We start from the raw sequence: 26,053 nt of genomic DNA, 5'->3' as shown, positions 1-26,053 counted from the left end.
GCCCGCCGTCCGTTCCGCTCTCAGCGCGAGAGGCCCCTGCTCTGGTTGGTGTGTCCGCTTGCTGGGGGTTCGGAGTCGAGGGCCTCTTCCCGTTCCACGAGTGCTTCAGCGAGCCCCACAGTTCGTGTCGGTGCGGCCTCGGGCTGCCAGGCGATCCGCCCGTTCTCGCTGTGAGCTTTCATCACGAGCTGGACCACCTGCTCCGCGGAGGCAGCGGCGATCGTCAACCAGCCACCGGCCTTGACCGCGTGATCGTGCCCCGCAGCCCGGTCACCGTTGTCGGTAGCAGCGAACGAGGCATGCCGGTCGTGCCAGGCCGCGAGCTGCTGCAGCCCCTGCTGGAGCCGCGACAACGTCAGATGCAATGACCCGAGCACTTCATACGTGTCCTCCGGGGTCCTGATCTGCCGGGTCGCATACGCGAGCCCGCGCGCTGCCTCCGCCAGCTCATCCGCGTCCAGGGACGGGTCCTCATACGTCGGCATCAGCGCTGTCCTCACTGGTGGTCATTCGTGCGGTGCGGGCCTGCTCGAGGAACCGGCTCGCTTCGGTGATGTAGCTCTCGACGAGTTCCCACTGCTTGGCGTCGGCGTATCGTCCGAAGTCTTCGGGGTTGTAGCGGTCCCACCAGCCGTGTTCCCGGCGCAGCAGATCGACGAGCTTGCGGATGGCGTGTTTCTGTCGCAGCAACGGGTCCGCGTCCTTCCACCCCTCTCGCGGCGCGAGAGCGGCGGCATCCCTCCGCAACTGCCCCACCCGAGAAATCGCCCGGGTAGCTTCCTTCATCGCATCCTTGGGATGCTCCTGCGCCTTCACCAGCTCGAGCTCCGCTGCGGCCGCCTCTCGGACTGCGTCGGGCTCGTCCGGGTCGAGTGCCCACCGCTGCAGGGCGTTCAGGGCTTGGAGGAGCTTCACTCGCAGGTAGCGGCCGTTGACCTTCCCATCCGTGTTCAACTCGAGCAGGGCTTCGGCGGCGCCCTGCCGCACCTCGGGATGCTCGTTGTCGGACGCGGCGATCTGCTTGAGCTCCACGACCTGATCGAGCATCGAGTGAGAGTCCCGCCCGGTCACGGCTTTCGCGGCTTGCACTCTCGTCTTCCCACCGCCCGTGGTGCTCGTCTGCTGCGGGGGTGTTGAATCAACACCCCCGTGCATTCCACCCTGTGGTGCGGCATCGTGGGCCTGCGCGATCCGTTCATCCCGGGTCTCGGAACCGAACCGGGTCGCAGTCTCCCGCCGTTCAGCTTCTTCGGCGTAGAGATGCTTGAGTTCCTCGTAGAGCTCTGCTTGTTCGATGGGGGTGAGCATCTTGTGGAGGGTGTTCTCGTCCTGGATCGCGAGGACGGTGGAGAGCTTGTCGGAGACTCCCTGCACAACCCATACGGGCACGGTGCGGTGTCCGAGGGCGCGCATGACGGCGAGGCGGCGGTTGCCGGAGATGAGGACGTTGCCGGTAGTGATCACAATCGGCGACAGCAACCCGAACCGGCGGATCGACTCCGTCAACTCCTCCAAGTCGCCGAGATCACGCCGGTAGGAGTGACCATCGATGATCTGATCCGTCGCATGCTCCAACACCAAATGACCCCGACTCATGACGCACCTCCGTTGCCTTCCTGCCCGGCAGGTATGGACGCCATCCGGCGGGAGGTTGTCACGAGGGTCTCGTCGCGAAGGAGGTCGGCGACATCGTCACCGAGCAGCACCCGGGCGAACAGCCCGTAGTCCCCGGCCTTCCGTTTCCCTGTCTTGGTGCCGACGACCAGGCGGACGAGGCTTGCCCATTCGTCGGGGGTGTAGCCGAGACGGATCGCGATGTGAAGCTCCTTGGCAACAATTTCCAGTGCGGAGGTGCCGGAGGAGAGGCCGGTGATGCGGTGGGCGATGTAGTCCACGGCCTGCTCGACGGGGCGGGCGGGCCAGTCGGTGAGGACGAGGAACACGCAGGTCGCGCGGATCACCCGATCCACCGACCTGTCCTCGCCGCCGTCGCCCCTGGCGTACAGGGTGTGGGCGTGGGGGTGGACGTCGTAGAAGAACTCCTCGTAGTGCCCGGCCCGCATCGGCTCCTCCGCCGGCCTCTTCGACGGACGGCGGGCCTTGTCCTGCGAGGTCATGTTGCGGTCGGCGTGGACTTCGGCGGCGATGCCGAGCGCGACCGCACGCGTGATCACCGCCCACGGATCATCCGCGCGCAGGGTGGTGGGTTGCCGCATCGCGAGGAACGCCTCGTAGGCGGCGTCGTCGGGGGTGCGGTGCCAGGCCTTCGCGATCGGCGCATACTTCCGTGTCGCGTAGACCATGAGCTCGGCCGCGACCGGGCTGTTCGCCCAGGCGTTGTGCTCGTTTAATTCCGTGAGCAGCTCGCGCAGCCCCTCGCTCGTGGTGAAGTCCGGCGACAGCGATGATGCCGGTGTGGTTGGGTGGTGGTTCATAGCGACTCCTGAAACGTGATGAGATCCGTCAACAGATAGGTGCGACACCCATCCCGACGAACTCCGCCATTGGGGTCACCGAGCACCGCCCACCGCAGGTACCACGGCCGTGCGGAGGCATGAGGGGACCACCAGACCCGCCCAGTGTGCGCGGGTCTGTGCGGTGCTGTCCGGTGCGACAGTGAGCAGCCGGAGCGGCTGGATGAGTGGTCAGGGGGTGTGGGTGTCGTGCGGCACTCGGGTGGTGCCGGGACAGGCAGCGATCACCGGCTCACCCCCGTTCTCCCGACCACACGCTCCCGCGCATTTGTCGGACTGCTCGAATCTGGGTCCAGGGCCTCCTGGCGGCGGACCAGACGCTCCTGCAACTGCGCACGCCCTTCACGAACCCCGTCAAGGACCGCATCACGCAGGCGCGTGTTCAGCTCCGCACCGCGGTCCAGAACGACGGCCCCGGCGCGGGCGGCGACATCGGTGGGGCGCACCCACTGCACGCCCGGACGAGGCGAGACCGGACTGGCGCCTCCTCCTCGGACGAGCGTGGGATCGCCGTGGGTAGCGAACTCCGATGCCCGCGCATCCTCAGCTGCCCCTGTTGGCGTCGATGTCGGTGGCGCATCGGTGTGCTTGCTCGCACCCGTCCGCTGGTCGTGATCCGCGAGGCGCTGGTGGTCGACGTGCTGGTGGTCGGGGGTGGTGGGGTCAGTCATGGGGGTCTCCGTCCTGTTGCCGGTCAGGTGCGTTTATCCATCGGCCTACCGTGGTCGGGTGCACGCCCAGCTGCGCGGCGATCTGCCGCTTCGACACACCCTCCGCACTCAGCGCGAGCGCCCGAGCACGCGCGTCTCCCTGCTGCCCACTTCCTCCACGGGATCTCGACGGCTGTTCGGTGACGCTCAGTTCCGGCGGCGCCGCCACCGTTATCTCCTGCGGCTTGGGTATCGCGTCCTGCTCGGAGCGATCCAGGGTTTCGGTCATTGCGACCGTGCTCTCGGTAGGGACCAGTGGTCGAATGCTCGGCTTCTGAATGGTCGGAGACGGTGCGGTGTTGCGAGTGAGTTCGACGGTGAGATGCGTCATCGCGAGCAGCACCAGCGGTGGCACCGACGCGACCAGCGCGGCGATCAGGGCGGGGACGCGGGTATCGGCGGCGACGACCGCGTGGGTGATGTTCGCCGCCACGCTCACTCCGGCACCTGCGCCCAGCAGGAGCCACGCGAACCGCCTCGCGGTGCGGGCGGAATCCCGCAGGGCGACGACACTGATCGTGGCTTCAAGGATGACGCCATCGACGATCAGCGGCCACATCCACGCTTGCCCCTCGGGAATCCCGGAGAGAACGGCGAGGTCACGGAGGGTGGTGAAGGACAGCCAGAACGCTCCCAGGGCGAGCAGGATCGTCCCGGTGACTGCGAGCACGATCACGAACCGCGACACACCAGCAACGGGGGCTCCGTCCGGGCTCAGGTCCAGATCGCGCGGGGCGCGAGCTGTCACTGCCGGGCCGGTCACCGCTACCTCCCGATCCCCGACAAAGAGCGAGCAGTCTGTGCGACGGGATCGTCGGGCACCTCAACGATCGCTGTGCGGTGGGCGGAGCGGATCGTTTTCGCGATCTCCCGCGGCTCGAGACCGGCGGCGGACGCGGCAGACTCAAGTACCCCGAGAGTGTCGGGCTCGGGCAGGCCGGCCTCGGCGAGACGGCATGCCGCCCAGAACAGGCCCGCGTTCCGGTTCCCCTCCGGTAGCGCGGCGACCCAGGCCGCGAGATGCTCCACCTCCCGCACCGCTAACGGATCGAGCCGGCGGGGCGGGTGCTCAGGCTGGGGCGTCAGCAGCTCACGGATCGTGTCCGCGTCAACTGGGCGCGGGTGACGGCCCCGGGCAATGATCTCGTAGTAGCGGGCTCCGTCGTCGGTGGTGATGGTGGAGGGTGGGGCGATGATGTAGCCGCCGGTGCCGCGGAAGTCCACATGCGCCCGCCCCCGCGACCACGATCGTTGAGCAGCGTCTGGGGCTGTCGGGTAGTACAAGTGCAGTCCACCCGATGGGGAGCGCACGGCCTGCCCCCACCCGCCGATCAGCCCCTCTCGTTGCAGGGTGCGGAGGATCGGGTATCCGCTGCCTGTGGCGTGTACATCCACGTCCAGCACGCCGATCACTGTCCCGGTGGGGATGCCGATATTCGCTTCCGGATGCCGTCCCCACCAGGCGGCGATTTGCGCGGGGTCGGTGGTGGCGTCCCGGAACCCATGCACGGTGAGCGGGCGCTTCTGACCGGGCGCGCACGGGAACACCGGGATGCCCGCCGCAGTGTAGACGGAGGCAGCGTGCGCGAGCACTCCAGGAAGCTCCGCGGGCATCGGCCAAACTTCGGGGTCGGTGATGACCATGCGCACCTCCTTCAGTACACGGCACGGGCCGGGGCTCGTGCGCGGTGTCACTGGGAAGGTGCGGGCAGCAGCCGTGCTGCCCGCAGAATCTCCGCTCTGAGCATCCCTTCTGAACCTCAACCCCTACCCGAACTCGCATGGTCGCCACGAGCGTTCCGGGGCAGGATGCGCCGTTTCGTCAAGAACATGCGCCAAATCGTCAAACACACCGGCACCCGCCTCCACCGGCCAACGGCGGCCCTCTGCTACAGGCTTCGGCCAGAATCACGATCCGGGGAGGGCGGCTCGGGGCCGTCAGGATCGGTGCTCAGGTGCTGCTCTCGTTCCGCGAGTAACTCGCTCAGCAGTGCCCCGCGTTCCAGCCTGGTCAGCGCCTGCTCGGGAGGGCGAATGTCCCCGGGAGCGGTGCCAGTGCGACCGGTAGCGAGGACTGCGGCGTTGATCCGATCAAGGACCACGGCCGGGTTGAGCTGTTCGGTGTCCTGCTCGAGGATGCGGGCGATCTCGTTCACCACGGCACTGTCATGCTCAACGGGTGGGAACGCCGACGATGCCGTCGCCCCATCGCCGACGGATACGCGGCCCACGACGAGTCGGAACTGGCCTTCTCCGTCGATCCCGGTCGCGTCGTAGACGCCGGGGACGATCCACGCATGCGCCTCCGACGCCAGCCCCTCATAGATCGGCACACCGACCGGATCATCCGGATCAGGAACGCTGACGTCGGGGTCGGCGGCGAATAACATCGCCTCCAGTTCTTCCCGTTCCCGCCGGTCCAACAACGGCCTGCCTTCCCCGGCCTTCTCCCGTTCCACGAGGACGCGGAGGGTCTGCAGGGCGATCAGATCCGACGGCACCCACTCACGGTGAAACCGCTCCGGAAGGAACATCGTCCGCGGCCCGCCCTCAGCGAGCAGTCCCTCCAATGCGTGTTCGCGTCGGAGCGCGGTTGCGGTGAACTCGGACCGCCACTGGGCGTGGTCGGATCTGAACCGCAGATCCTCAAACTCGCCCTCGAACGACGGGGAAACCGTGACGAGATAGTCCTCCTTCACCGGCTCCACGGGAAGATGCTCCCGCTCCAGAAGATCGGCCAGGCCGTCACGGACCCGTTCGGCCCGCTCCAACCGTTCCAACGTGTCCGGGAGGCGGGAGGCCTGTACAGCGAGCGAAAGACACTCGTCGCGCCACCGCTCGTGCGCGTCCTCAAACCCCTCCCGGTCGGGCGTGCCGTCTGGGAGGCGGAAGTCACCGGTGCTCGGTTCGGGTGGGAACATCTCCGCCACAATCTCCGGGATCCCCGACTCCTCGAACGCCTCCCACCCCACCGGCGGCAGCACCCGCGCGGCGGGCGAGGCCACGGGTGCGGGTATCCAGGAACGGATGTGCGGGACATCGTCGCCGAAGTCCTCACCGAACACCCGGTCGCCGTCTGTGCGGGGCTGACCGGGAGGGCCTGCGAGGTCTTCGATCAGCACCTCATCGACCATGTGTTGAGCCTCGGCCTGGGTGCGGGCGAGGACCTCGAACTCAACCACCACCCGGTGCGGGCGGGGCGGCTCAGGCGAATACCCCAACGGTGGGATCGTGGTGTCGGACATGATGAAGGCCTCCATTCACAGACAGATCGACAGAACACGCACCGCGCGCGAACGCTCAGCTGGCACGGGTGGTGCTGTTCCAGAGGTACGCACAGGAGCACGTCAAGGTCGAGGCGTCCGGGAGATGACGCGTCGAAACATCAAGAAGACGCGTGGAAACGTCAAACTCCCGCGATCGGGTCAGCGGGCGAGATATCCTCCAGTCGACCGGCCGACGTAAGTGCTCGGTGACGGGTCAGCGGTGAGAGCGGCTTCGCGTTCCTGCAGAGCATGCTGCAAGTACCGGTTCACGGCCGTGTGGTTCGTCCCGTCCGCACCACCGGTCATAGGCACTCGGTGGAACGAGTACGCCGGGTGCGGCGTCGCTTGCCGCAGCGCCTCCAACCATGCATCTACGTTTTCGGGCAGTACCCAATCCTGCGGCGGAGGATTTGACTGAAGGAACTCCGTCGCCCCGGCATACGCTTCGGAGTCTTCGAGCATCTCGTGAATTGTGACTGCAACCGCCCGCGCCACGGCGACCGGATTGCGGTCCGCGACCACCGTCGGATCAATCTCCGGGTCATCAGCCCACACAATCACCCCCAGAAACAGCGCACCCGGCAGGCTCGTCGCACCTCTGCGTGCTGTGGTGCCAGCAGGCGTCGATACTGCTGCCTCGTCAGGGTCAATGCTGCTCATGAGATTCCTTCCCTCAAGGTTCCCCGCGCGCGGTCGCGTCGGGGGCGTACCTGTCAGGTGGGCCCCCGATAGTGGGCGCTCAGACGGCCTAGGAAGATTGCTCGTGTGCTCGTCGGTACTGCTGCGGAGAGAGCCCGTACACGCGGCGGAACGCACGCGAGGCATGACTGGCGTCCAACCATCCGACCTGGCGAGCGGCTTCCTCGACACTAAGGCCACTGGAAAGCAGAAGATCGGCCATGCGACGCGCTCGCTCGTGGCGCAGGAACTCCGCAGGGCTTATCTGGAGGTGCTTGCGAAACAGTCGTGAGATCTGTGATCGAGACATCGCCGCCGAAACGGCGAGAGCGTCAAGAGTCCACGGCTGGTCGAACCGTTCGATGAGGATCGCCACTGCTCGCCGTACCGCTTCGTCGCCGACCCCGATCGCAGCATCCGACTGGGTAAGTACGTCGAGAAGCCCGGTAACAAGACTGAGGCTTCGGAGCGGCGAAACCTCGTGCTGCTGAATATCGAGCAGCACTCGGAATGCGGACTCTAGTTGCGGAAGCGTCCTGGGTGAGAGGCGGAACGTGACAGGATCCGACCCGCATTTGTTCAGAGAACCAAGAAGAGCGGGCGCGGCGGACTTGGGTATCCACCGTGCCTGCTCGTGAAGGAAGGTCGTGTCGATGTAGGCCGTCGTCGTCACCACCGTCCCGGAGGGGTCTCCCGAATACCAGTGACCAGGTCGCAGCAAGATGACGTCGCCTTCGACGGCCTTGAGCTCGCCGGACTGGTGCCTGAGCGTGGTCGCACCCGCGTTGACCATCATTACTTTCGTCGCAGCGAAAAGGACGCGGCCCGTGGGACCGGAATGTGTGGCACGGCGAACCGCCACCGGGAAAAGATCAGGTCGAGTAATTGGAGCGTCCGGCAGCAGGACTTTGGTGAACGGCTCCCTCACGATGCCTCGACTACATCTCGATGCTCTTTGCTCCGAGGAGCGACTTGACTTCGGCGTATAGGTCGGCGGTAACGGTGACAGGGTAGGGCGTCAAGGAGAAGAGGGACGCGGTGTCGGTCTTGACTAGCTTGAGGCGTGACTCAGTCTGGCCGGGGTGTCGGATGAGGATCTCGCGGAGTTCTGTGATGCGAGTCTCCGTTGCGGCTCGCTCTGGCATGACGATTACAAAGGGGCGATTTTGCATGTGGTCGGCCGACTCGATTTCTTCAAGGCCGTCGGCGTGGATTGTCACCCCGTCGTCGCGGAGACTTACTCGCCCGCTGACGAGCACGACGGAGTCAGCCTGAAGTGCTGATGAGTAGGCCTGATAGGTCTTTCCGGTGAACATAGTGCTGACCTCTCCGCCGAGGTCCTCGATTCGGACGAGGGCGTAAGGGTTGCCGGACGCTTTGGCGACGCGATGTTGAACGTTGGTCAGAAGACCGGCAACGGTCACCGACTTGCCGTCCTTCGGGGAACCTTCCCCCAGGAGCGCAGCGATCTGAGTGTTTGCGCGTTTGGAGAGCACCTGTTCAAGTCCACGAAGTGGATGGTCAGACACGTAGAGTCCGAGCATTTCTCGTTCGAACGCGAGTTTGTCGCGCCTGTTCCACTCGGGGAGATCAGGAATCTCAGTGTCGAAGGAGTCTTCCGCGTCGTCGCCGAGGGCGGCGAAGAGATCGAACTGTCCGTGAGCTTCTTGTCGTTTGATTCCGGCGACGGCATCGACGGCTTCTTTGTGGATGCTCAGCAGTCCACGCCGAGGATGCTCGAACGAGTCGAACGCCCCTGCTTTGATCAGCGATTCGACGGTGCGTTTGTTGGCGACATCGATGGGTGCTTTGCGGAGGAAATCATGGAAGCCGGCGTATCGTCCTTTGGCTTCACGAGTGTTGATGATCTGGGCGACGACGTTGCCTCCTACGTTGCGGATTGCTTCGAGTCCGAACCGGATATCTTCGCCGATGGCAGCGAAGTAGCGACCGGACTCGTTCACGTCTGGTGGGAGAACCTTGATACCCATCCGCCGGGTCTCGTTGAGGTAGAGCGCCATCTTGTCTTTGGATTCCCCGACGCTGGTGAGCAGGGCGGCCATGTACTCGGCCGGGTAATGGGCTTTGAGGTACGCGGTCCAGTAGCTCAGGAGTCCGTAGGCGGCGGAGTGAGCCTTGTTGAAGGCATAGTCGGAGAACGGGAGCAAGATGTCCCAGAGCGTTCGCACTGCCTCCAAACTGTACCCGTTGGCTTTCATCCCGGAGGAGAATGCCTCGAACTGCTTGTCGAGTTCTGACTTTTTCTTTTTGCCCATCGCGCGGCGGAGCAGGTCGGCTTGTCCGAGCGTGAAACCGGCAAGTACCTGCGCGATCGTCATGACTTGCTCTTGGTAGACGATCAGCCCGTAGGTCTTGCCAAGGACATCGGCGAGCGGTTCCGCGAGCTCGGGATGGATGGGGGTGATCTCCTGCTGCCCTGTCTTGCGGAGTGCGTAGTTGATGTGCGAGTTTGCGCCCATCGGCCCCGGTCGGTAGAGCGCGCCGACGGCGGTGATGTCTTCGAAGTGGTCGGGCTGGGCGAGGCGGAGGAGTGAACGCATTGCGTCGCCGTCGAATTGAATGACGCCGAGGGTGTCACCTCGGCGCATCAGCTCGAACACGGCAGGGTCGTCGAGGGGTAGGTCTTCCAGGGAAATTTGTTCGGCACGGTTGGTTCGGATGTTCTCGACCGCGTCGCTGAGGATGGTGAGGTTGCGTAGCCCGAGGAAGTCCATCTTGATCAGCCCGAGTGACTCACAAGCCGGGTAGTCGAACTGCGTGACGATCTGCCCGTCTTGCTCTCGTTTCATGAGCGGGATGACGTCGGTCAGCGGGGTGCTGGACATGATGACTCCGGCCGCATGGACGCCCCATTGCCGTTTCAGGCCTTCCAGCCCGACCGCGGTCTCGTAGACCGCTTTCGCGTCGACCTCAGATTCGATCAGGGTGCGGATCTCGGCGGCTTCGGCATAGCGGGGATCTTCGGAGTTGAAGATCCCCGCTAGCGAGATGTCCTTGCCCGACACGGTCGGCGGCATCGCTTTGGTGAGCTTGTCACCGGTGCTGAACGGGTAGCCGAGCACGCGGGAGCTGTCTTTGAGGGCCTGCTTGGACTTGATGGTTCCGTAGGTGACGATCTGCGCAACCCGATCGTCGCCGTACTTCTCAGTGACATAGCGAATCACCTCACCGCGACGCCGGTCGTCAAAGTCGACATCGAAGTCGGGCATCGATACACGGTCGGGGTTGAGGAAGCGTTCGAAGATCAGGTCGTGCACCAGCGGGTCGAGCCCGGTGATCTGCAGTGCGTAGGCGACCATTGAGCCGGCGCCGGAGCCTCGACCGGGGCCGACTCGGATGCCGTGGTCCTTCGCCCAGCCGATGAAGTCCGCGACGACGAGGAAGTACCCGGCGAACCCCATCTGGAGGATGATCCCGGTCTCGTACTCGGCGCGCTCTCGCACCTGCGCGCTTGCCCCGTCGGGATAGCGTTCCGCGAGGCCGCGCTGGATCTCCTTGACCAGCCAGGTCTCCTCGGTCTCGCCGACAGGGACGGGAAAGCGGGGCATGTAGTTTGCCGAGGTGTCGAACTCGACGTTGCAGCGCTCCGCAATCAGCAGAGTGTTGTCGCATGCGCTGGGGAAGTCCTTGAACAGGTCGCGCATCTGCGCCGGCGACTTCAGGTAGAACTCGTCAGCATCGAACTTGAACCGCTTTGGATCATCCACCGTGCTTCCGGACTGGACACACAGCAAGGCGGCGTGGCTCTTGGCATCATCGGCATGGACGTAGTGAAGGTCGTTGGTCGCGACCAGCGGGAGCGACAGCTCATCGGCCAGCCGCAGCAGGTCGGTCATGATCCGCCGTTCGATACCGAGGCCGTGATCCATAATCTCGCAGAAGTAGTTCTCCGCACCGAAGATGTCACGGAAGTCCGACGCAGCCTGGCGTGCTTCCTCGTACTGGCCAAGCCTCAGCCGAGTCTGAACCTCACCGCTCGGACACCCCGTCGTCGCGATCAGCCCCGCGCCGTGCTCGCTGAGGAGCTCACGATCCATGCGTGGTTTGAAGTAGTAACCCTCGATCGACGCCCGTGACGAGAGTCGGAACAGATTGCGCATCCCGGGCGTCGTCTCCGCGAGGAGCGTCATGTGCGTGTATGCACCGCTGCCGGATACATCGTCCCTCGAATCGGTGCCGTCACCCCACCGAACTCGCGTTCGATCCTGCCTCGCGGTCCCCGGCGTGATGTAAGCCTCAGTGCCGATGATCGGTTTCACCCCGGCGGCCGTCGCTGCACGCCAGAAATCGAACGCACCGAACACGTTGCCGTGATCGGTCATCGCGATCGCAGGCATGCCCTGCTCCGCGGCGGAGGAGATCAATGGACTCACCCGCGCTGCGCCGTCGAGCATCGAATACTCGCTATGCACGTGCAAATGGACGAATGAGTCCTGTGATGCCATCGGGTCTGGCTCCTGTCCACAACAGTTTGTTGTTCATGTCGATGGAACCAAGTAAGAATGGAGTTCAGCAAACAACGCTGGAGGCGGCGAGCCACAGCCAATAGTTGTGTTGATATGCTTTGGGGGTGGATGTTGAAGTAGTGCGAACCTTCGTAGCAGCTGCCGACGCGGGACAGTTCCAGGAGGCAGCGGTGGACCTCCACGTGACCCAGCAAGCGGTCTCGAAGCGCATAGCTGCACTGGAGCGCGAGCTGGGTGTTTCGTTGTTCAACCGTGCGGCTCGCGGGTCAGAACTCACGGTCGACGGACAAGCCTTCTTGCCTCATGCCCGAGAACTGCTCCGCATCGCAGTTCGGGCGGTCGAATCGGTGCAGCCGGGGACGCGAGCGCTCCGGGTTGATGTCGTCCATCGACGTATCGCTCCGGCAGTAGTTCTTCAGGACTTCTATCGAAGCAACAAAGAGATCCCGCTTGACGTCGTCACCCTCGGTTCGCACACCGCGGAAGGTGCCGTAGCAGCTGTCCGCGATGGCCTGATAGACGCAACATTCCGCGCCTGCGATATGAGCAAGCGACTGCCGATCGGTGTTGAAGTCGGCCCTACGCTCAACTCGGCACTCGAGCTACTTGTCGGCCCGGCCCATCCACTCGCAAATTTCAAAGAGGTCGAACTCAGCCAGCTTGGCGGGCATCGCATCTGGGTTCCAGGAATCACTGACGGCAGTGAGTGGGCCGTCTTCTACGCGCAACTCGCGAGGGCATTTGGCCTGTCAATCGATGCTTTAGGTCCGCACTTCGGAGACGAAGCACTCATGGATCAGCTATCCACTTCTTCGAACCTTGCGACGCTGGTAGGCGACCATGACCGGTACCTCTGGCCAACGCAGCATGACCTACGGCGTATCCGGATTCGTAACCCCACACCGGTGTATCCGCACTCCCTGATCTGGCTTAACACCAACCCGCACCCCGGACTCACTGCACTGCGGGCCTATCTTGAGAGCTACACCGCCCAAGAGGTTGCCACTGATATGTGGACGGCGGAGTGGCTCAAGAATTGACACGCAGCGACCATGGTTGGGTGCACCAAGTGCATATGATCGACGCCGCTTGCGAGGTGACGAACGTCTGGCTCAGCGTGATGCTCCCGCGTCAGGCGCCCCGCTGCGGGATTCGTCCGATGCGCTCACCACTGCATCCGCGAACTGATCAACGGTACATACGATGCGTCCTTCTCCGCTCCGACCACCCGGTGCCCGGCTTGCACAGCAGCTTCAATCGTCGTACCCGAACCTGCAAACGGCTCTAGCACGACACCTCCGCTCGGCGTGACGAGCGTGATCAGCCAGCGCATCAGGGCTAGCGGTTTCACCGTCGCGTGCGAGACTCCGAATGCGCGAGGGCGTTCATTGGCGTTGGGCTTGTTGTCGAGGCGGAAGATCGGGAACTTCCGCGACAGTGATTCGCCCTGCCACGTCCCCGTCAACACATCCAACGCATCCGCCTGCCCGGGGTCGAAAGCGACGTTCGTCGGCCACCGGCCGTCAGCGAACCTGCCGTCGTCGATGTTGATCCCGCCGACGCCATGCTTGAGGACGTTGCGGACGAGGTTTCCTTCGGGTGGTTTGCGGGCGATGATGATCGGCTCGAATGCCGGCCGCAACGCCGTACCCCACCCCTCCCACCGCTGCGCGTCCTCGGTCACCGGAGTGCCTTTGGACAGGACCGTGCGGGTCGCGCCGAGCACCCCGTCATGATCAGTGGTCTGCACGACCCGGTCGGTGCGTTGCGTGCCGTGGTGCTTGTCGATGGCGTGCGAGAGGTCCATGCTCTTGGGCATTCCGGTGGTGTGTAGCCATGCAATCTGGTCGCGGATCTCGAACCCTGCATTCTCGATCCCGCGCACCATCCGGTGCCAGGTGCGTGCACCACCGAACGCTGCAATATACGCACCCGGCTTGAGCGCATGCAATGCTCCTGCAGCCCACGCGGTGCACCACGTCTCGAACACCTCCGGTGCACTCATCGCACTTGTGTCGATGTGCGGGAGGGATTCCCGGAACCCGGATGCGTCATCCCATGCCTGCCCGTTGAAGCTCAACCCGTAGGGCGGGTCCGTGACCAGGGCGTCGATGCTCCCTTCGGGCAGGAGCGCGAGGAGCTCGACCGCGTCACCGAGATAGAGCGTCGCCCGTTCATCGGCGAACACCGGCTTGGGTAGTTCGGTCAGGCGTGCGGCGGGCGTCGGGGTGGAGTCGGGCATGACGGTGGCTCCCTGCTGTTCGGGGCCTGTCCGCGCTCGTGTGCGACGAACAAGCTCATCCGGCAGGTACGTGCCACACCGACGAAGTCGAGCCCACACAGCCCCAGCGTGGATGCCACGCGAGAGTCAGCGCCCGCGCGCCAGATCAGAGTTCCACGAGGTGCCCGGGCCTCGCTGATTCCCACTGCCAGATTTCTCCCACACACGATCGGCAATCAACGATCGAATGGGACCGTGAATGCCTCTGGACCGTCGCTACTCGTGTCTGGTGAGCGACGTGCTGATGGGTTTCTTCCAGGCAAGGAGGTACCGGTAGTAGAGCCCGCTGCGAACCGTGCGTCCAGGAAGGATATCCCGGCTCATCTGTCGGATTGCCACGAGGTTCTCCTGCGGTTCTGCGATGGGGACTCCGATGTCCGCCGTCTCGCGGTGTATGAGGGATCCGATCCTCACGAGCGGAAGGGTCGCTGCCGAGAGGATCCAGTCGACCAGGGTGTGGTTCGCCGCGAGCCCGACAACCATCAGGTGCCCTCCGGGGCGAAGCAACGATGCAGCTTTCTCGAGCGTCGGCTGAAGCTCCATGTGGTGGAGTGTCGCTACAAAGGTGATGAGGTCGAACCGTGCAGCACCGGGATGGAAAGACGCAAAGCTGGTGCACTGCAGCGAAACGTTCTCGGTGTCGCGCAGTCGGGTGCGTGCGCGCGCAATGGTCTCCGCGTCTGGTTCGATGCCGACGGCTGTGGTGACGTGCGGTGCAAGGCGCTGCAGCAGGAATCCGTCGCCGCACCCGACGTCCAGCACGTCACGCACGTCGTCGCGTAGGCCGGTGCGGAGAATCCACCCGTGGTATGCGGTGTTGTGATTCCAGTAGTCGCCCACATCACCAGTCTTCCAGGACACCGCTCTCCATGGCCCGTCACACCTTCACGGTGGAGGTGATTGTCCGAACACCGTTCGATAGGCAATTGACGCCTGGCTCGGATCATGGCAATCGCTCACTGGCGGCACTCTGACGTGCTGCAAAACGCAGAAAGGCACCGCTTCTTCGGCGTAGTCCGGTGGAAGGTCGTTGCGTACCTGCTGGATATGACGGTCTCCATCAGGGTGATGACCGCCGGTGACGGATACCGGTATCTACTCAACTCCGCCGTCACCGGCGACGGGGATCGTGACGCCGCTTCTGCGCTGACGAGGTACTACCTCGAGTCGGGGACACCACCGGGCACATGGACAGGATCCGGGCTCGTCGGGCTCCCCGGGGGCGTGGCCGCGGGCACGGCAGTGAGCGAGGAGCAGTTGCGGCGTCTGATGGGGTTCGGGCAGGACCCGAACAGCGGCGAGCAACTGGGTCGTCCATACCGGAAATTCGCCACCACCGCAGAACGTGTCGATCGTCGCGTCGAGAAACTCTCCGGCACTCTCACCGACGAGAAGCGCGCGATCCAGACCGCGCTGATCGAGGCCGAGGAGGCGGCGAAGCCGACGGGCGCACCGGTGGCGGGGTTCGATCTGACGTTCTCAGTCCCGAAGTCCGTCTCGACGCTCTGGGCGGTCGCTGACGCTGGGATACAGGCACTGATTGCCCAGGCGCATCACGTCGCGATCCAAGATGTGATCGCGCTGTTCGAGCGCGATGCCGCGATGACCCGGATCGGCGCGAAAGGGCCGCGGGGCGCAGTCGCCCAGGTCGAAGTCCGGGGTGTGATCGCGACAGCGTACGACCACTACGACTCCAGAGCATCGGATCCGCAGCTCCACACACATGTCGTCGTCGCGAACCGTGTTCAGGCCGTTCATGACGGAAAATGGCGGACCCTCGACTCCCGGGCGATTCATGCTGCGGTGACGGGGCTGTCAGAGCACTACAACGCGGTCCTCTCCGACCACCTCACCCAGGTTCTCGGGGTGGGGTGGGAAGCGCGGGAGCGTGGCGCTGGGCGGTCGACAGCGTGGGAGATCGCCGGCGTGCCGCAGAAGCTGATGGACGATTTCTCCTCCCGCACTCGCGATATCGAGCAGGTCAAGGACGGCCTCGTCGCCGACTACGTGACGAAGCATGGGCGGCAGCCGTCGCCGAAGTTGTTGTGGCAGCTCCGACAACAAGCCACATTGGAGACTCGACCCCCGAAGCAGCATCACTCGCTGAGCAGCCTCACCGCTGGGTGGCGAGATCGTGCGACCGAGCTTCTCGGTGAGGATGCTCCGACGTGGGCCACAACGCTCGTGGCCGAGAGCGTGGGGGAGCCGTTGCTGCGCGCGGACGACATTCCGCTCGGCGACCTTGATCAGGTTGCCGAAGGCGTGGTGGCGCGGGTGGGGGACCGGCGGGCGACATGGAAACGATGGAACCTTCACGCGGAGGCTGTCCGGCAGACGATGGGACTCCGGTTCGCGTCCGCGACTGACCGCGATCACGTCACCGAACAGATCGTCGACGCCGCGGAACGCGTATCGCTGCGGTTGACTCCGCCGGAGCTCGCGTCGAGCCCGCTGACCTTCCGCCGCGCGGACGCATCGAGCGTGTTCCGCCCGAAAGCCTCAACTGTGTTCTCATCCGAACAGGTGCTCGCCGCCGAAGACAGACTCCTCACCGCGTCGAACGACAGGAGCGCACCGACGGTGCCGCTTACGTGGGTCGAGCAGGCGGCGCGGAAGAGGAACCGAGACGGGCATGTGTTGTCACCGGATCAGGAGCGGGCGATCACGAAGATCGGCGTCTCCGCCCGCACCCTCGACGTGTTGGTCGGTCCAGCAGGAACCGGGAAGACGACGACTATGTCGGCGTTGCGGCGAGCGTGGGAGAAACGCCACGGCAGCGGTTCTGTGATCGGTCTCGCGCCGTCTGCGGCGGCAGCGGATGTCCTGGCAGGGGATCTGGGGATCTCGACGGAGAACACGGCGAAGTGGCTCCACGAACACCGCCACGGCAACTGGAACCTCACATCAGGCCAACTCGTCATCATCGACGAAGCCTCACTCGCAGGAACCCTCGCCCTCGACACCATCACCACCCACGCCCTGCAGGCTGGTGCGAAGGTGCTCCTCATCGGCGACTGGGCGCAGCTCGCGGCGGTCGATGCGGGTGGTGCGTTCGGGATGCTCGTCCGACACCGGGACGATGCCCCTGAGCTCACCGACGTGAGGCGGTTCCGTAAAGAGTGGGAGAAACAAGCCTCCCTCGGACTGCGCATCGGCGACACCGACGTCATCGACACCTACCTCGACCACGATCGCATCGCTCCAGGCCGATATGAGGACATCCTCGAGCAGGCATATCAGGCGTGGCGTGCCGACCAAGCCGAAGGGAAAGCGTCGGTGTTGATCGCTGAGGCCCTCGACACCGTCTCCGAACTCAACACCCGCGCCCGCACCGACCGAGTCCTTGCAGGCGACGTCGCCCTCGACGGCGTTCGACTCCATGACGGGAACGAAGCCTCCCGCGGTGACCTGGTCATCACCCGAAACAACGACCGACGACTCGCGATGGGGCGAGGGTGGGTGAAGAACGGCGACCGGTGGACCGTGACCCGCGCGAACGATGACGGATCTCTCACGGTCCGACGCGCCCACTCCAAATGGCGCATCACCATCACCCTTCCTGCCGCGTACGTGAGCGAACATGTCGAGCTGGGGTACGCGATCACCGCGCACCGCGCACAAGGTTCCACGGTCGATACCGCGCACGCGATCGTCTCGTCACCAGAAATGACCCGCGAGTCCTTCTACGTCGCGATGACTCGCGGCCGGGAATCCAACCACGCCTACATCGCCGCCGACCAACATCACCTCGAAGAACATCAACACCATGACGACCTGCAGATGACCGCCAGGAGCATCCTCTACGGCATCCTGCAACACGTCGGTGCCGAACAATCCGCCCACGACACCATCACCACTGAGCACGAAGCGTGGGGGTCGCTTGCGCAGTTGGCTGCCGAATACGACACCATCGCCCAAGAAGCTCAGCAACACCGATGGATCGCCCTGCTTGAGCAAGGTGGCCTCACCACCGAAGCGGTCGATGAACTCGTCCAGACCGAGTCATTCGGGGTCCTGACCACCGAGCTGCGGCGTCTCGAAGCCGCCGGCCACGACATTGAAAACCTCATGCCACGGGTCGTGCACGCAGGGAACCTCGACGAGGTCGATGATCTCGGGTCGATGCTGCGGTACCGGATCCAAAAGCTCACCAGCACCTACCCTCCCAGCGCTCGCCGAGTCGCAGGGCTCATCGCTGGTGTTGTCCCGCGAGCTACTGGCATCACTGATCTCGAGATGCAGCGAGCGCTCGAAGAACGCGAACACCTCATGGTCCAACGCCTTAACACTCTCACCACAGCAGCGCTCGAACAGCCTGTTCCCTGGACGGCAGGACTCGACGTTCTCGACGCCGAGGCTCGCATCGTCGCGGTCCGTGCGGTTGCTGCGTACCGTGACCGATGGGGCATTACCTCGACTCGCCCACTGGGGCCTGTACCCGCCGACGATGCGCAACGCATCGACTACGAACGCACCCGAGCCACGCTCACCCGCCTTCAACAGGACGCTAGCGAGCCCCAAGAGACCCCGCAGCGACGGGACGGGCCGACCCTCTAAGCACTGTGGCGCTGGAGCGCCTCAAAGTGCTCGCCCTTCCTTCTCGCTGAGCACTTGGGTATCCTGGCGGTGGCAGGAGCAACCACGCGCCAACCCCTCAGAACCAGGGAACGGCAGACCGTTCGAGAAGTACCTCGGGCACTCAACCACTCAGGACCGGCCACACCACCGTTGTCCTGCGTGCGAAAGTGAGGCCCACGTCATGCTCCTGAACCGGCTCTGGAACGCCAGCGTCCACACCCGCGTCTTCCTCCGCAGATGGATGCCTACCAACATCCTCCTCGACGTGCTCCGCTCCCGTCGCGGCCTCAAATGGGGCATCCCCGCGATGCTCCTCGGCGTCATCTACCTGCTGATCGCTGTGACCTGTACCGGACTCATCGAACAAGGGTGGAGCAAGTGGCTGTACCTCGTGTTCTTCCTCGCCCTGTGGAACGCGCTGAAGCTCATCCTCTTCGGGCCGTGGAGCCTTGTGCTCCTTGCGCGATCCCGGTCGCAAGAACGACGCGCCCGCTCAGCTGTCATCGTCCAGCGTTAGCGGCCTGGAACGAATTCGTCGGAACACGCCCCAACGTCCGCAGAACCAGTTGCCGATCGTAGGCCGAAAACGGCCGCGACAATGACGGCTACTTGTGCGGGTGCTTTCATGGTTGCGCGATCCGCACCGATCGGATGGTGATGATCTACCAGCTTCGACGCATGTTTATCGTCGGATAGTTCTCGGTCATCACGACATCACTATCCGCCTGCAAACGTTGACTGGCTGAAACCGCAATCGTTGCGGTCGTTTCTCACGCCGCAATGCACGGGGCGAGTCCGCAGCGGGCGCTACACCGGACAAGAGCAGCAGGACAATCCGTCTAGATCTAGGCGTCGAGCGGGCGTTGTAGCTCGGTGCTGCGCATCCGGCCCGCGGCCAGAGCTATGACGGCCAATGCTGGCGGCACGACGCCAACGACGATGAAGATCGTTTCCACGGGGAAGATCAGCGACAGCGGCCCGGCGATCGCGATTGAGACGGGCATGAATGCGATCGAGACGAAGAAGTCGAGGCTTGCGACTCGACCGATCATGTCGACGGGCACGAGGCGTTGCAGCAGCGTGCCCCAGATCACGACTCCCGCGCCGGTCGCTGCGCCAACGACGAACAGCGCCGCCAGCATGATCCCGAGGTTGTCGGCCACGCCCAGCACGACGAGGGGGAGGGTTCCGCCGCCCCAGCAGAGGATCATGAACGTCAGGTAGCGGCGCGGCAGTCTCAGTGAGGAGACGACGAGCGAGCCGACCGCGCCGCCGATCCCGAATGCTGCCAGGAGAATCCCGAACGTCGCTTCGGCGTCCTCGAATCGGTCGCGGGTGAGGAACGGCAGGAGAACTTCGATGGGCCCTTGGATGATGAGGGCGAGCGATGATCCGAAGATGAGCGTCCAGAGTAGCCACCGGGTGCTGGCGACGTACCGGACGCCCGCGCGCAGGTCGCCCCACACGTTCGTTTTCTCGGCAGGCGTCGCGGGGCCGGCTATCTCGTCGCGTCGGCTCAGGAAGAGCACGATGACGAAGGCGACCGCGTAGGAAGCGGCCACGATCACAGCGCCGATCGCGGGGAAGAACGCGCCGACGATGATCCCGCCGAGCGCAGGTCCGAGTCCTTGCCCCATCGAGGGGCGCAACGCACCTTCGAGCCCGTTTGCGGCGAGGAGCTGTTCGGGCGGAAGCACCTGGGGGAGATAGGCGCTGTAGGCGGGGTAGAAGAACGCACTGCCGGCCCCCATCGCGAACGAGGCGACGCCGACGTGCCACAGCTCGATCGTTCCGGTGAGGGACAGGGCCGCGACGGCGGCCATCACTACGGCGGTGCATCCCTGCACGGTGATGATGATGCGCCGTTTCGAGAACCGGTCAGCGACGACTCCGCCGAGGATCGAGGACGCGAACAGGCCGAGACTCATCCCCGTGGCGACGGCGGACAACGCCAGCGGGCTGTCGTTGAGGGCGAGCACCTGGAACACCATGACGATCGTCCACATGCCGGTGCCGAATACCTCGATCCCGACGGCGGCGAACAACAGTCGGTAGTCGCGGGTCGCGAGGGGTCGCAGCGCACGAAGGGCGCCAGGGTTCTTCCGGCTCATGCCCGTGGCTCACTCTCAGTCATCGCGCCGAGGCGCAGCGGGGGCCAGTCGTCGACGTCGCGGAGGAGCTGCCGGTCATGGGTGGAGAGCACCACGGCGGCTTGCGTCGCTCCGAGGGCGTCGGTGAGTTCGTCGACGAGCGCGATCGACAGATGGTTGGTGGGCTCGTCCAGCAGCAGGACGTGTGGTTTCGTCGCGAGCACCAATGCCAGGTCGAGTCGGCGTTGCTGTCCCATCGACAGCTCACCGATGCGTTTGCTCGACTCCCGAGCGCGCAGGAGGCCGAGCTGCGAGAGCCCGACCGCTTCGGCGGCAGTGAGTGTCCCCGCCGCCACGAGAGCGTCGACGTGGGCGGCGTAAACCTCGCTCGCTCGCCGTTGCAGCGGCAGATCAGTCTCCTGTCGCAAGAATCCGAGACGGACGCTCTGCGGCATCCGCACCGAGCCGGTATCGGGGTGCAGCTCGCCCGCGATCACGGCGAGCAGGGTCGATTTGCCGGCCCCGTTCGGGCCGGTCACGACGAGGCGGCCGCGGTGCGAGAGCGAGAACGACACCGGATGCGCCAGGCGGCCGGCGACGCTGACGTGCTCCGCGCTTAGCAGCACCGCGCCCGTCCTGGTCGGCAGATCGGGGAACCGGAAATGCAGCGGCGGTTCCGGCACGGTGACGGCGTGCGCTTCGAGCTGTTCCTGCCGACGGTGAACGCTCTGCACGAGCCCGCCAGCACGGGTCGCTCGGCCGTGCTTGTTGGTGCCCTTCTCCGGCCGCCACCCGGAAACGAGCCTGTTCTGTGCGGAACTGAGACTGTCCTGCAGTCGGGCGTGCTCGGCTTGTTGCCTGTCGAATTCCTGTTCCCACCGTTCCCGCTCGGCCTGCCGGCCCTCGCGATACCCGGCGTACCCGTTGCCGTAGATACGCACTCGGTCGTCGGGAGTGGGGTCGAGGTCGAGGATAGTTTCCGCGACGTCTGAGAGCAGCGCGCGATCGTGCGTGACGATGACGACCCCGCCGGCACGAGCTCGGAGCTGCGAGCTCAAAAACTCGAGGCCGGATCGGTCGAGGTGGTTCGTCGGCTCGTCGAGTAGCAGGAAATCATGATCCGCACCGAGCAGGCACGCCAGGCGCACCCGATACCGCTGCCCCACAGAGAGGTCAGCGAGCAGCCTGGCCGGATCGGTTTCGGCGTCCAGGGCGTCGAGCGCTATTCGCACCCGCCGCTCGGCGTCCCAGGCATCGAGCACTTCGGCATGCTCCAACGCGGCCGCGTAACGCTCATCAGCGCCGGCCCTGCCGGCCGAGAGCGCACGGGCGGCCTCGTCGAGCGATGCCAGGGCCGCGAGAGGTTCGGCTATCGCTTCCGCGATGGCCTGGCCCACGGTGCGGTCATCGTCCGCGGACATTTCCTGTTCCGCGACCGCGAGCGTTCCGGTGCGCTGCACCGTGCCGGCATCAGGAGCCAGCGTGCCGTCGAGCACATGGAGCAGCGTGGACTTCCCGCGCCCGTTCTCCCCGACGATCGCGAGCCGAGAGGCGGGCGTCACGGTGAGGTCGACATGGTTGAGGACACGGGTCGCTCCGCGCATCACGGAGACGTCGGAGGCGATGAGTTGGGCGCGCTGGCGCGCCGGTAGATGGTTGGTCGGGGTGAGCATTCGAATCCTTCGAGACGACGCACCAGCCAGCCCACGTGAGGGCGGTCAGGGTGCGCGGATGACGGCGACCCGCGGAGGGTCGAGAACGAGTGGCCGCCGCATGCTCGGATTACTCAACGAGCGCGGTGGGCCTCACTCAGCCGTCAGAGGAACAACAAATGCACCCTTCGATCGTACGGGACCGCCGCGGCGTCCCGCAAACGATCGACGATGCGACGATGTACAGATGGAACCGTGGGCGGCTGGGCTGAGCGGTGTGGTGTCCTTGCCGAGTGGTCGACTGGTGCGCGGGCGCGGGCTGAGAAGCGGCCCGGTCGACGCGGCTAACGCGCCGGATTTCGGGGTGTATCTCACGGCCCGCCTGCACCAGGAGACTTGGCAATCGCAGTGGATTGCGTGGCCGGACTTTCGTCTACCCAGAGAGCCGTCGAGCGCACTATCCGCCCTACGAGAGGCTTATGACCGGTCGGCCACCGAGAGGGTGGAAATTGCTTGCGGTGGCGGTACGGGGCGAACGGGAACCGCTCTGGCCATCCTCGCGCGATACGACGGGGTGCCGGCCGATGAGGCCGTGGCATGGGTGCGCGCTGCCTATCGGCACAACGCGGTCGAAACTCCCTGGCAACGCCGGTTCGTGCGCGAGGCACATCTACAGCTCTGACCCATCAACGATCGTCTAGGAGCTGCTGAGGTCGGGTGACTTTTCGACCAGGCGGCGCATGGCCTGTTCGAACGCTGCGCGTTCGCCGTCGGTCCATTCCGCCGTGAGTGCTTCAAACACGCTGTCTTGCCATACGTGCGCCGCGGCGAGGAGCTGGTGCCCGGATGCGGTGAGGGTGACCGTCCGCTGCCGCCGATCGACCGCTGAGCGACTGAGAGCCAGGTAGCCCGCCTCCGCTGCATGCGTCAGCAGCCGCGAAGCGTTCGACTGATCGAGCCCCAGCTCGGCCGCAACGTCATTCACTGTCGGGTCGCTGCCGTGCGAGAGTGCGTTGACGGCCTCGACCGCGAGAACGTCGCGGCCGCGAGCTGCACGCTCGCCGTCAGCGGTTCCGTTCCAGCGTCGCGACCAGTGCCGCACGAACGAGAACAGTGCTCGACCGGCCCCGGGCTCGCTCATTCTGTGGCCGCAAGTTCAGTGTACAGGTAGGCGAACTCCAACGCCTCCCGCAGCGCGGGAAAGTGCAGCGCGGCCGACACCTGATCGCCAGTGGCTCGGAACAACGTCGCTAACCGTGTGGGCTCCGCGTCCGCCGGCCATTGAGCGTCTTGCTCGACGACGATCACCCGATCGGTGATCGGGTGATACGAGCGCGGCCGCAGGGTGATTCCTGACCGAGTGATCCACTTGACGAAACCCTCATCGGTGATCGGCCCGGCCACCTTCGGGCCATTGATGACGATTGGGTTAGTGACGGTGCCGAGGGCGGCCGTCAGGTCTTTGCTGTTCACCGCGTCATGCCACCGGCCGATCGCGGCCTCTGTCTCTACTGCACTCATCCTCAAAGTGTATGCGACTCGCATTCATTTAGGCACGGGAAGGATTGAGCCCAAAATTCGTTGCTACCGAAAATCGGTACGGTGATACCGTATATGCATGACGATTGTAGAGACGCGACAGCGGAGAGCCGGCACGGGACGTCGGCGGGAGACAGCTCTTGATGCTGCGGTGACCGTGCTGGTCGAGCGGGGTTATGAGGGCACGCGATTCAAAGATGTTGCGGCGGTGAGTGGTATCGCGGTGAGCACGTTGCAGGTCTACTTCGGCAGCCGGGAAGACATGCTGGTCGAGGCGCTTCTGCGATCCACGGCCTCGGAAGTTGAGGCGATGGAGCGATCAGCCAGCCAGGTGGCCGATGGGAGCTGGGAGCGGTTGTCAGCGCTGGTTGACTACGGGTTGAACACGCCTGTCAGGGCTTGGCGGATGTTGATGGAGTTCTGGGGTGCAGCAGCTCACGACGACGAGCTACGTCGTCACAGCGAGACGCTGGCCGCACGCTACCGGGCACCTTTCGCTGACGCGATCAACGCAGGAAGCCGTGCCGGTGATTTCGTTCCTGTGACCGATGTGGATGCGATCGTGGACGTTCTGATCGCGACTCTGGATGGTCGCATGGTTCCCACGGTTCTAGCCCTGCACACCCAGGCGACGGATGCTCACCGTGGAGTGGTTCATGCGCAGCTTCGTGGGGTGCTGGGGGTGCGCTCATGACCGTTCTGGTGACGGGTGCAACGGGCAAGGTGGGGAGCCGCGTCCTCGCTCAGCTCCTCGCGGATGGTCGCGCAGCTCGCGCAGGAACGCGGCGCAGTGACATTCCTCTCGACTGGTCGATCCCGGCCACGTGGACGCCGGCACTCAGCGGCGTTGAAGCGTTGTTCTTCGTCCTGCCGGGTGGTGATGACGGGCACCGATCCGTTGCCCGCATCGGAGACCAAGCGCAAGCATTTCTCGAGGCCGCGAGCCAGGCCGGGGTGCGCCGGGTAGTGCTCATGACGGCACTTGGGATGAATTACGCTCCGAGCGAGGTTGACCAGCGCGCGGTCGAGCTGAGGTTGCAGGAGAGCGATTTCGAGTGGTCGATCGTCCGCCCGAATTGGTTCCATCAGAACTTCACCGAAGGGCCGCTGCGCGACCTCGCTGTGGCGAACCACGGAGTTTTGCGCATCCCCGCGGGGGAAGCGGCAGTGAGCTTCATCGATGCGAACGACATTGCCGCCGTGAGCGTCACCGCGCTTAGGGGCACCCACGGCAACCGAGAGTACGACGTCACCGGTGAGGAAGCCCTGACATTCACCCAGGCGGCAGCGATCACCGCACAGGCAGGGCTCCCGGTCACCGCCTACGAGCCGGTTTCCGATGAGGAGTTCCGACGATCTGCCGCGGCGCTGGGATGGCACCCGGAGTACGTCGACACTCTCAGTGGGCTCTACTCCGTCATCGCGAGCGGCGCGAACGCACACACCACGCCCGACGCCACCGACCTACTCGGCCGGCCCCTACGCACGCTGGCTGAGTACGCGGCCGCCCCTGGCGCATGATCCTGACCGACCGCGTGGCGGCCGGCGTCGCCGCCGGCAGCATCACGCTCGCCTTTCGACGGTGGATGAAGCCCCGCGTTCGACCCGGCTCCACCTTTCGCAGCACAGCCGGGGTGGTGACCATCGGTGACGTCTCGATCGTCGCCGCTCACGACATAACCGTTCGGGACGCCGAGGCCGCCGGAGCGGCCTCGGTTGAGGCGCTTGTCGGAACCTTTCGCGGCGATGAGGGAGACCCCGTATTCAGGATCGAGCTGGCAGCGGCCGGCCCCGACCCGCGCACAGAACTGGGCAACGACGCCGCCCTCACCGAGGACGACTGCACCGAGATCGACCGACGCCTCCGGCGACTCGATCAGCGCCCCCTTCACGGCGCATGGGCACTACGGACACTCCGACTCATCCAGGAGCGGCCCGGCCAGCACGCAGAATCGCTGCGCGGCGACATGGACAAGGAAACCTTCAAACGCAACGTCCGCAAGCTCAAAGAACTCGGACTCACCCGGAGCCTGCCCGAGGGCTACGAAATTGCACCGCGCGGGTCGAGCTACCTCGCCTACCGTGCGGGCCGCTGAGGTCTCCGCGTTTGGGGACTCCACATCCGGCCAGAACTGATCGTTTCGGATGAGGGGTCTTGCTAGGGTTGGTGTGGGTTGACGTACCCGCCGCTCGCAGCTTCGGCATGGTGAACGCGTCGCTTCGATTCGATCCGCGTGCATCCTCGTTCGAGCACGGCGACTCTGGCAATGCGAGCACCAGGACGGCCGCTCGATAACA

23 protein-coding genes are annotated in these 26,053 nt (G+C 64.9%); 7 read left to right on the top strand and 16 right to left on the bottom strand.

Going from position 1 to position 26,053, the window contains the following annotated elements:
* Positions 1-20 precede the first annotated feature (20 nt).
* From G4G29_RS12625 to dnaE, 10 genes are all read right to left on the bottom strand, one after another.
* Positions 21-485, bottom strand: coding sequence for a hypothetical protein (locus tag G4G29_RS12625; protein ID WP_183150373.1), 465 nt, complete (start codon positions 483-485; stop codon positions 21-23).
* Positions 472-1,596 carry a ParB N-terminal domain-containing protein gene (locus tag G4G29_RS12620; RefSeq protein WP_183150372.1) on the bottom strand — a complete coding sequence of 375 codons (1,125 nt, stop codon included), beginning with the start codon at positions 1,594-1,596 and terminating at the stop codon, positions 472-474. Before G4G29_RS12620 ends, G4G29_RS12625 begins: the two co-directional genes overlap by 14 nt.
* Positions 1,593-2,435, bottom strand: a complete 843-nt coding sequence (locus G4G29_RS12615) for a hypothetical protein (protein WP_183150371.1) — start codon at positions 2,433-2,435, stop codon at positions 1,593-1,595. Before G4G29_RS12615 ends, G4G29_RS12620 begins: the two co-directional genes overlap by 4 nt.
* 263 nt (positions 2,436-2,698) lie before the next feature.
* On the bottom strand, positions 2,699-3,145 hold the full coding sequence (locus G4G29_RS12610) for a hypothetical protein (RefSeq protein ID WP_183150370.1): 447 nt from the start codon (positions 3,143-3,145) through the stop codon (positions 2,699-2,701).
* Positions 3,138-3,854 (bottom strand): DUF2637 domain-containing protein, encoded by a 717-nt coding sequence (locus G4G29_RS12605; protein WP_244632597.1) that lies wholly within the window; start codon positions 3,852-3,854, stop codon positions 3,138-3,140. Before G4G29_RS12605 ends, G4G29_RS12610 begins: the two co-directional genes overlap by 8 nt.
* 95 nt (positions 3,855-3,949) lie before the next feature.
* The gene (locus G4G29_RS12600) at positions 3,950-4,828 is read right to left on the bottom strand and encodes a bifunctional DNA primase/polymerase (RefSeq protein ID WP_183150369.1); all 879 of its coding nucleotides are present in this window, start codon (positions 4,826-4,828) and stop codon (positions 3,950-3,952) included.
* A 245-nt stretch (positions 4,829-5,073) separates the two neighbouring features.
* Positions 5,074-6,168 (bottom strand): hypothetical protein, encoded by a 1,095-nt coding sequence (locus G4G29_RS12595; protein WP_183150368.1) that lies wholly within the window; start codon positions 6,166-6,168, stop codon positions 5,074-5,076.
* Positions 6,169-6,609: 441 nt separating this feature from the next.
* Positions 6,610-7,110, bottom strand: coding sequence for a hypothetical protein (locus G4G29_RS12590; RefSeq protein WP_183150367.1), 501 nt, complete (start codon positions 7,108-7,110; stop codon positions 6,610-6,612).
* An 88-nt stretch (positions 7,111-7,198) separates the two neighbouring features.
* Complete coding sequence (locus tag G4G29_RS12585; protein ID WP_210274175.1) at positions 7,199-7,924, bottom strand: helix-turn-helix domain-containing protein; 726 nt, start codon at positions 7,922-7,924, stop codon at positions 7,199-7,201.
* 142 nt (positions 7,925-8,066) lie between these two features.
* On the bottom strand, positions 8,067-11,594 hold the full coding sequence (gene dnaE / locus G4G29_RS12580; RefSeq protein WP_183150365.1) for a DNA polymerase III subunit alpha: 3,528 nt from the start codon (positions 11,592-11,594) through the stop codon (positions 8,067-8,069).
* A 125-nt stretch (positions 11,595-11,719) separates the two neighbouring features.
* Between dnaE and G4G29_RS12575 the strand changes: the two genes are divergently transcribed.
* Positions 11,720-12,655: a LysR family transcriptional regulator gene (locus tag G4G29_RS12575; protein ID WP_183150364.1), complete on the top strand. Its 936-nt coding sequence runs from the start codon at positions 11,720-11,722 to the stop codon at positions 12,653-12,655.
* 125 nt (positions 12,656-12,780) lie between these two features.
* On the opposite strand, the gene G4G29_RS12570 is transcribed toward G4G29_RS12575, so the two are convergent.
* Positions 12,781-13,857, bottom strand: a complete 1,077-nt coding sequence (locus G4G29_RS12570; protein ID WP_183150363.1) for a site-specific DNA-methyltransferase — start codon at positions 13,855-13,857, stop codon at positions 12,781-12,783.
* A gap of 255 nt (positions 13,858-14,112) precedes the next feature.
* Positions 14,113-14,757: a class I SAM-dependent methyltransferase gene (locus tag G4G29_RS12565; RefSeq protein ID WP_220173453.1), complete on the bottom strand. Its 645-nt coding sequence runs from the start codon at positions 14,755-14,757 to the stop codon at positions 14,113-14,115.
* Positions 14,758-14,943: 186 nt separating this feature from the next.
* Here G4G29_RS12565 and mobF point away from each other — a divergent pair, with 186 nt between their 5' ends.
* Both mobF and G4G29_RS12555 read left to right on the top strand, forming a co-directional pair.
* Positions 14,944-18,453: a MobF family relaxase gene (mobF, locus tag G4G29_RS12560; protein ID WP_183150362.1), complete on the top strand. Its 3,510-nt coding sequence runs from the start codon at positions 14,944-14,946 to the stop codon at positions 18,451-18,453.
* A 202-nt stretch (positions 18,454-18,655) separates the two neighbouring features.
* Positions 18,656-18,991: a hypothetical protein gene (locus G4G29_RS12555; RefSeq protein WP_183150361.1), complete on the top strand. Its 336-nt coding sequence runs from the start codon at positions 18,656-18,658 to the stop codon at positions 18,989-18,991.
* A gap of 328 nt (positions 18,992-19,319) precedes the next feature.
* Here G4G29_RS12555 and G4G29_RS12550 read toward each other — a convergent pair whose 3' ends face one another.
* Complete coding sequence (locus G4G29_RS12550) at positions 19,320-20,585, bottom strand: MFS transporter (protein ID WP_183150360.1); 1,266 nt, start codon at positions 20,583-20,585, stop codon at positions 19,320-19,322.
* Complete coding sequence (locus tag G4G29_RS12545) at positions 20,582-22,237, bottom strand: ABC-F family ATP-binding cassette domain-containing protein (RefSeq protein WP_183150359.1); 1,656 nt, start codon at positions 22,235-22,237, stop codon at positions 20,582-20,584. Before G4G29_RS12545 ends, G4G29_RS12550 begins: the two co-directional genes overlap by 4 nt.
* Between G4G29_RS12545 and G4G29_RS24065 the strand changes: the two genes are divergently transcribed.
* Positions 22,188-22,898 (top strand): protein-tyrosine phosphatase family protein, encoded by a 711-nt coding sequence (locus G4G29_RS24065; protein ID WP_309491577.1) that lies wholly within the window; start codon positions 22,188-22,190, stop codon positions 22,896-22,898. The genes G4G29_RS12545 and G4G29_RS24065 overlap by 50 nt on opposite strands.
* Positions 22,899-22,913: 15 nt before the next feature.
* Here G4G29_RS24065 and G4G29_RS12535 read toward each other — a convergent pair whose 3' ends face one another.
* Both G4G29_RS12535 and G4G29_RS12530 read right to left on the bottom strand, forming a co-directional pair.
* Positions 22,914-23,357 (bottom strand): MarR family winged helix-turn-helix transcriptional regulator, encoded by a 444-nt coding sequence (locus G4G29_RS12535; RefSeq protein ID WP_183150357.1) that lies wholly within the window; start codon positions 23,355-23,357, stop codon positions 22,914-22,916.
* Entirely contained in the window at positions 23,354-23,737 is a 384-nt protein-coding gene (locus G4G29_RS12530; protein ID WP_183150356.1) for a hypothetical protein, read from the bottom strand. The genes G4G29_RS12535 and G4G29_RS12530 overlap by 4 nt, the downstream gene beginning before the upstream one ends.
* 169 nt (positions 23,738-23,906) lie before the next feature.
* Between G4G29_RS12530 and G4G29_RS12525 the strand changes: the two genes are divergently transcribed.
* Genes G4G29_RS12525 through G4G29_RS12515 form a run of 3 tightly spaced genes read left to right on the top strand, consistent with a single transcriptional unit; the run spans position 23,907 to position 25,851 of the window.
* Complete coding sequence (locus G4G29_RS12525; RefSeq protein WP_202045244.1) at positions 23,907-24,449, top strand: TetR/AcrR family transcriptional regulator; 543 nt, start codon at positions 23,907-23,909, stop codon at positions 24,447-24,449.
* Positions 24,446-25,276, top strand: a complete 831-nt coding sequence (locus tag G4G29_RS12520) for an NAD(P)H-binding protein (RefSeq protein WP_183150354.1) — start codon at positions 24,446-24,448, stop codon at positions 25,274-25,276. The genes G4G29_RS12525 and G4G29_RS12520 overlap by 4 nt, the downstream gene beginning before the upstream one ends.
* Positions 25,273-25,851 (top strand): hypothetical protein, encoded by a 579-nt coding sequence (locus G4G29_RS12515; protein WP_183150353.1) that lies wholly within the window; start codon positions 25,273-25,275, stop codon positions 25,849-25,851. The genes G4G29_RS12520 and G4G29_RS12515 overlap by 4 nt, the downstream gene beginning before the upstream one ends.
* The last annotated feature ends 202 nt before the right edge of the window (positions 25,852-26,053 follow it).

Origin of the sequence: Microbacterium sp. Se63.02b (assembly GCF_014171575.1) — a bacterium.
In the GTDB taxonomy this organism is placed as follows: Bacteria; Actinomycetota; Actinomycetes; order Actinomycetales; family Microbacteriaceae; genus Microbacterium.
The sequence above is the reverse complement of the archived record's forward strand: the minus strand, read 5'-3'. Positions and strand labels throughout refer to the sequence as shown.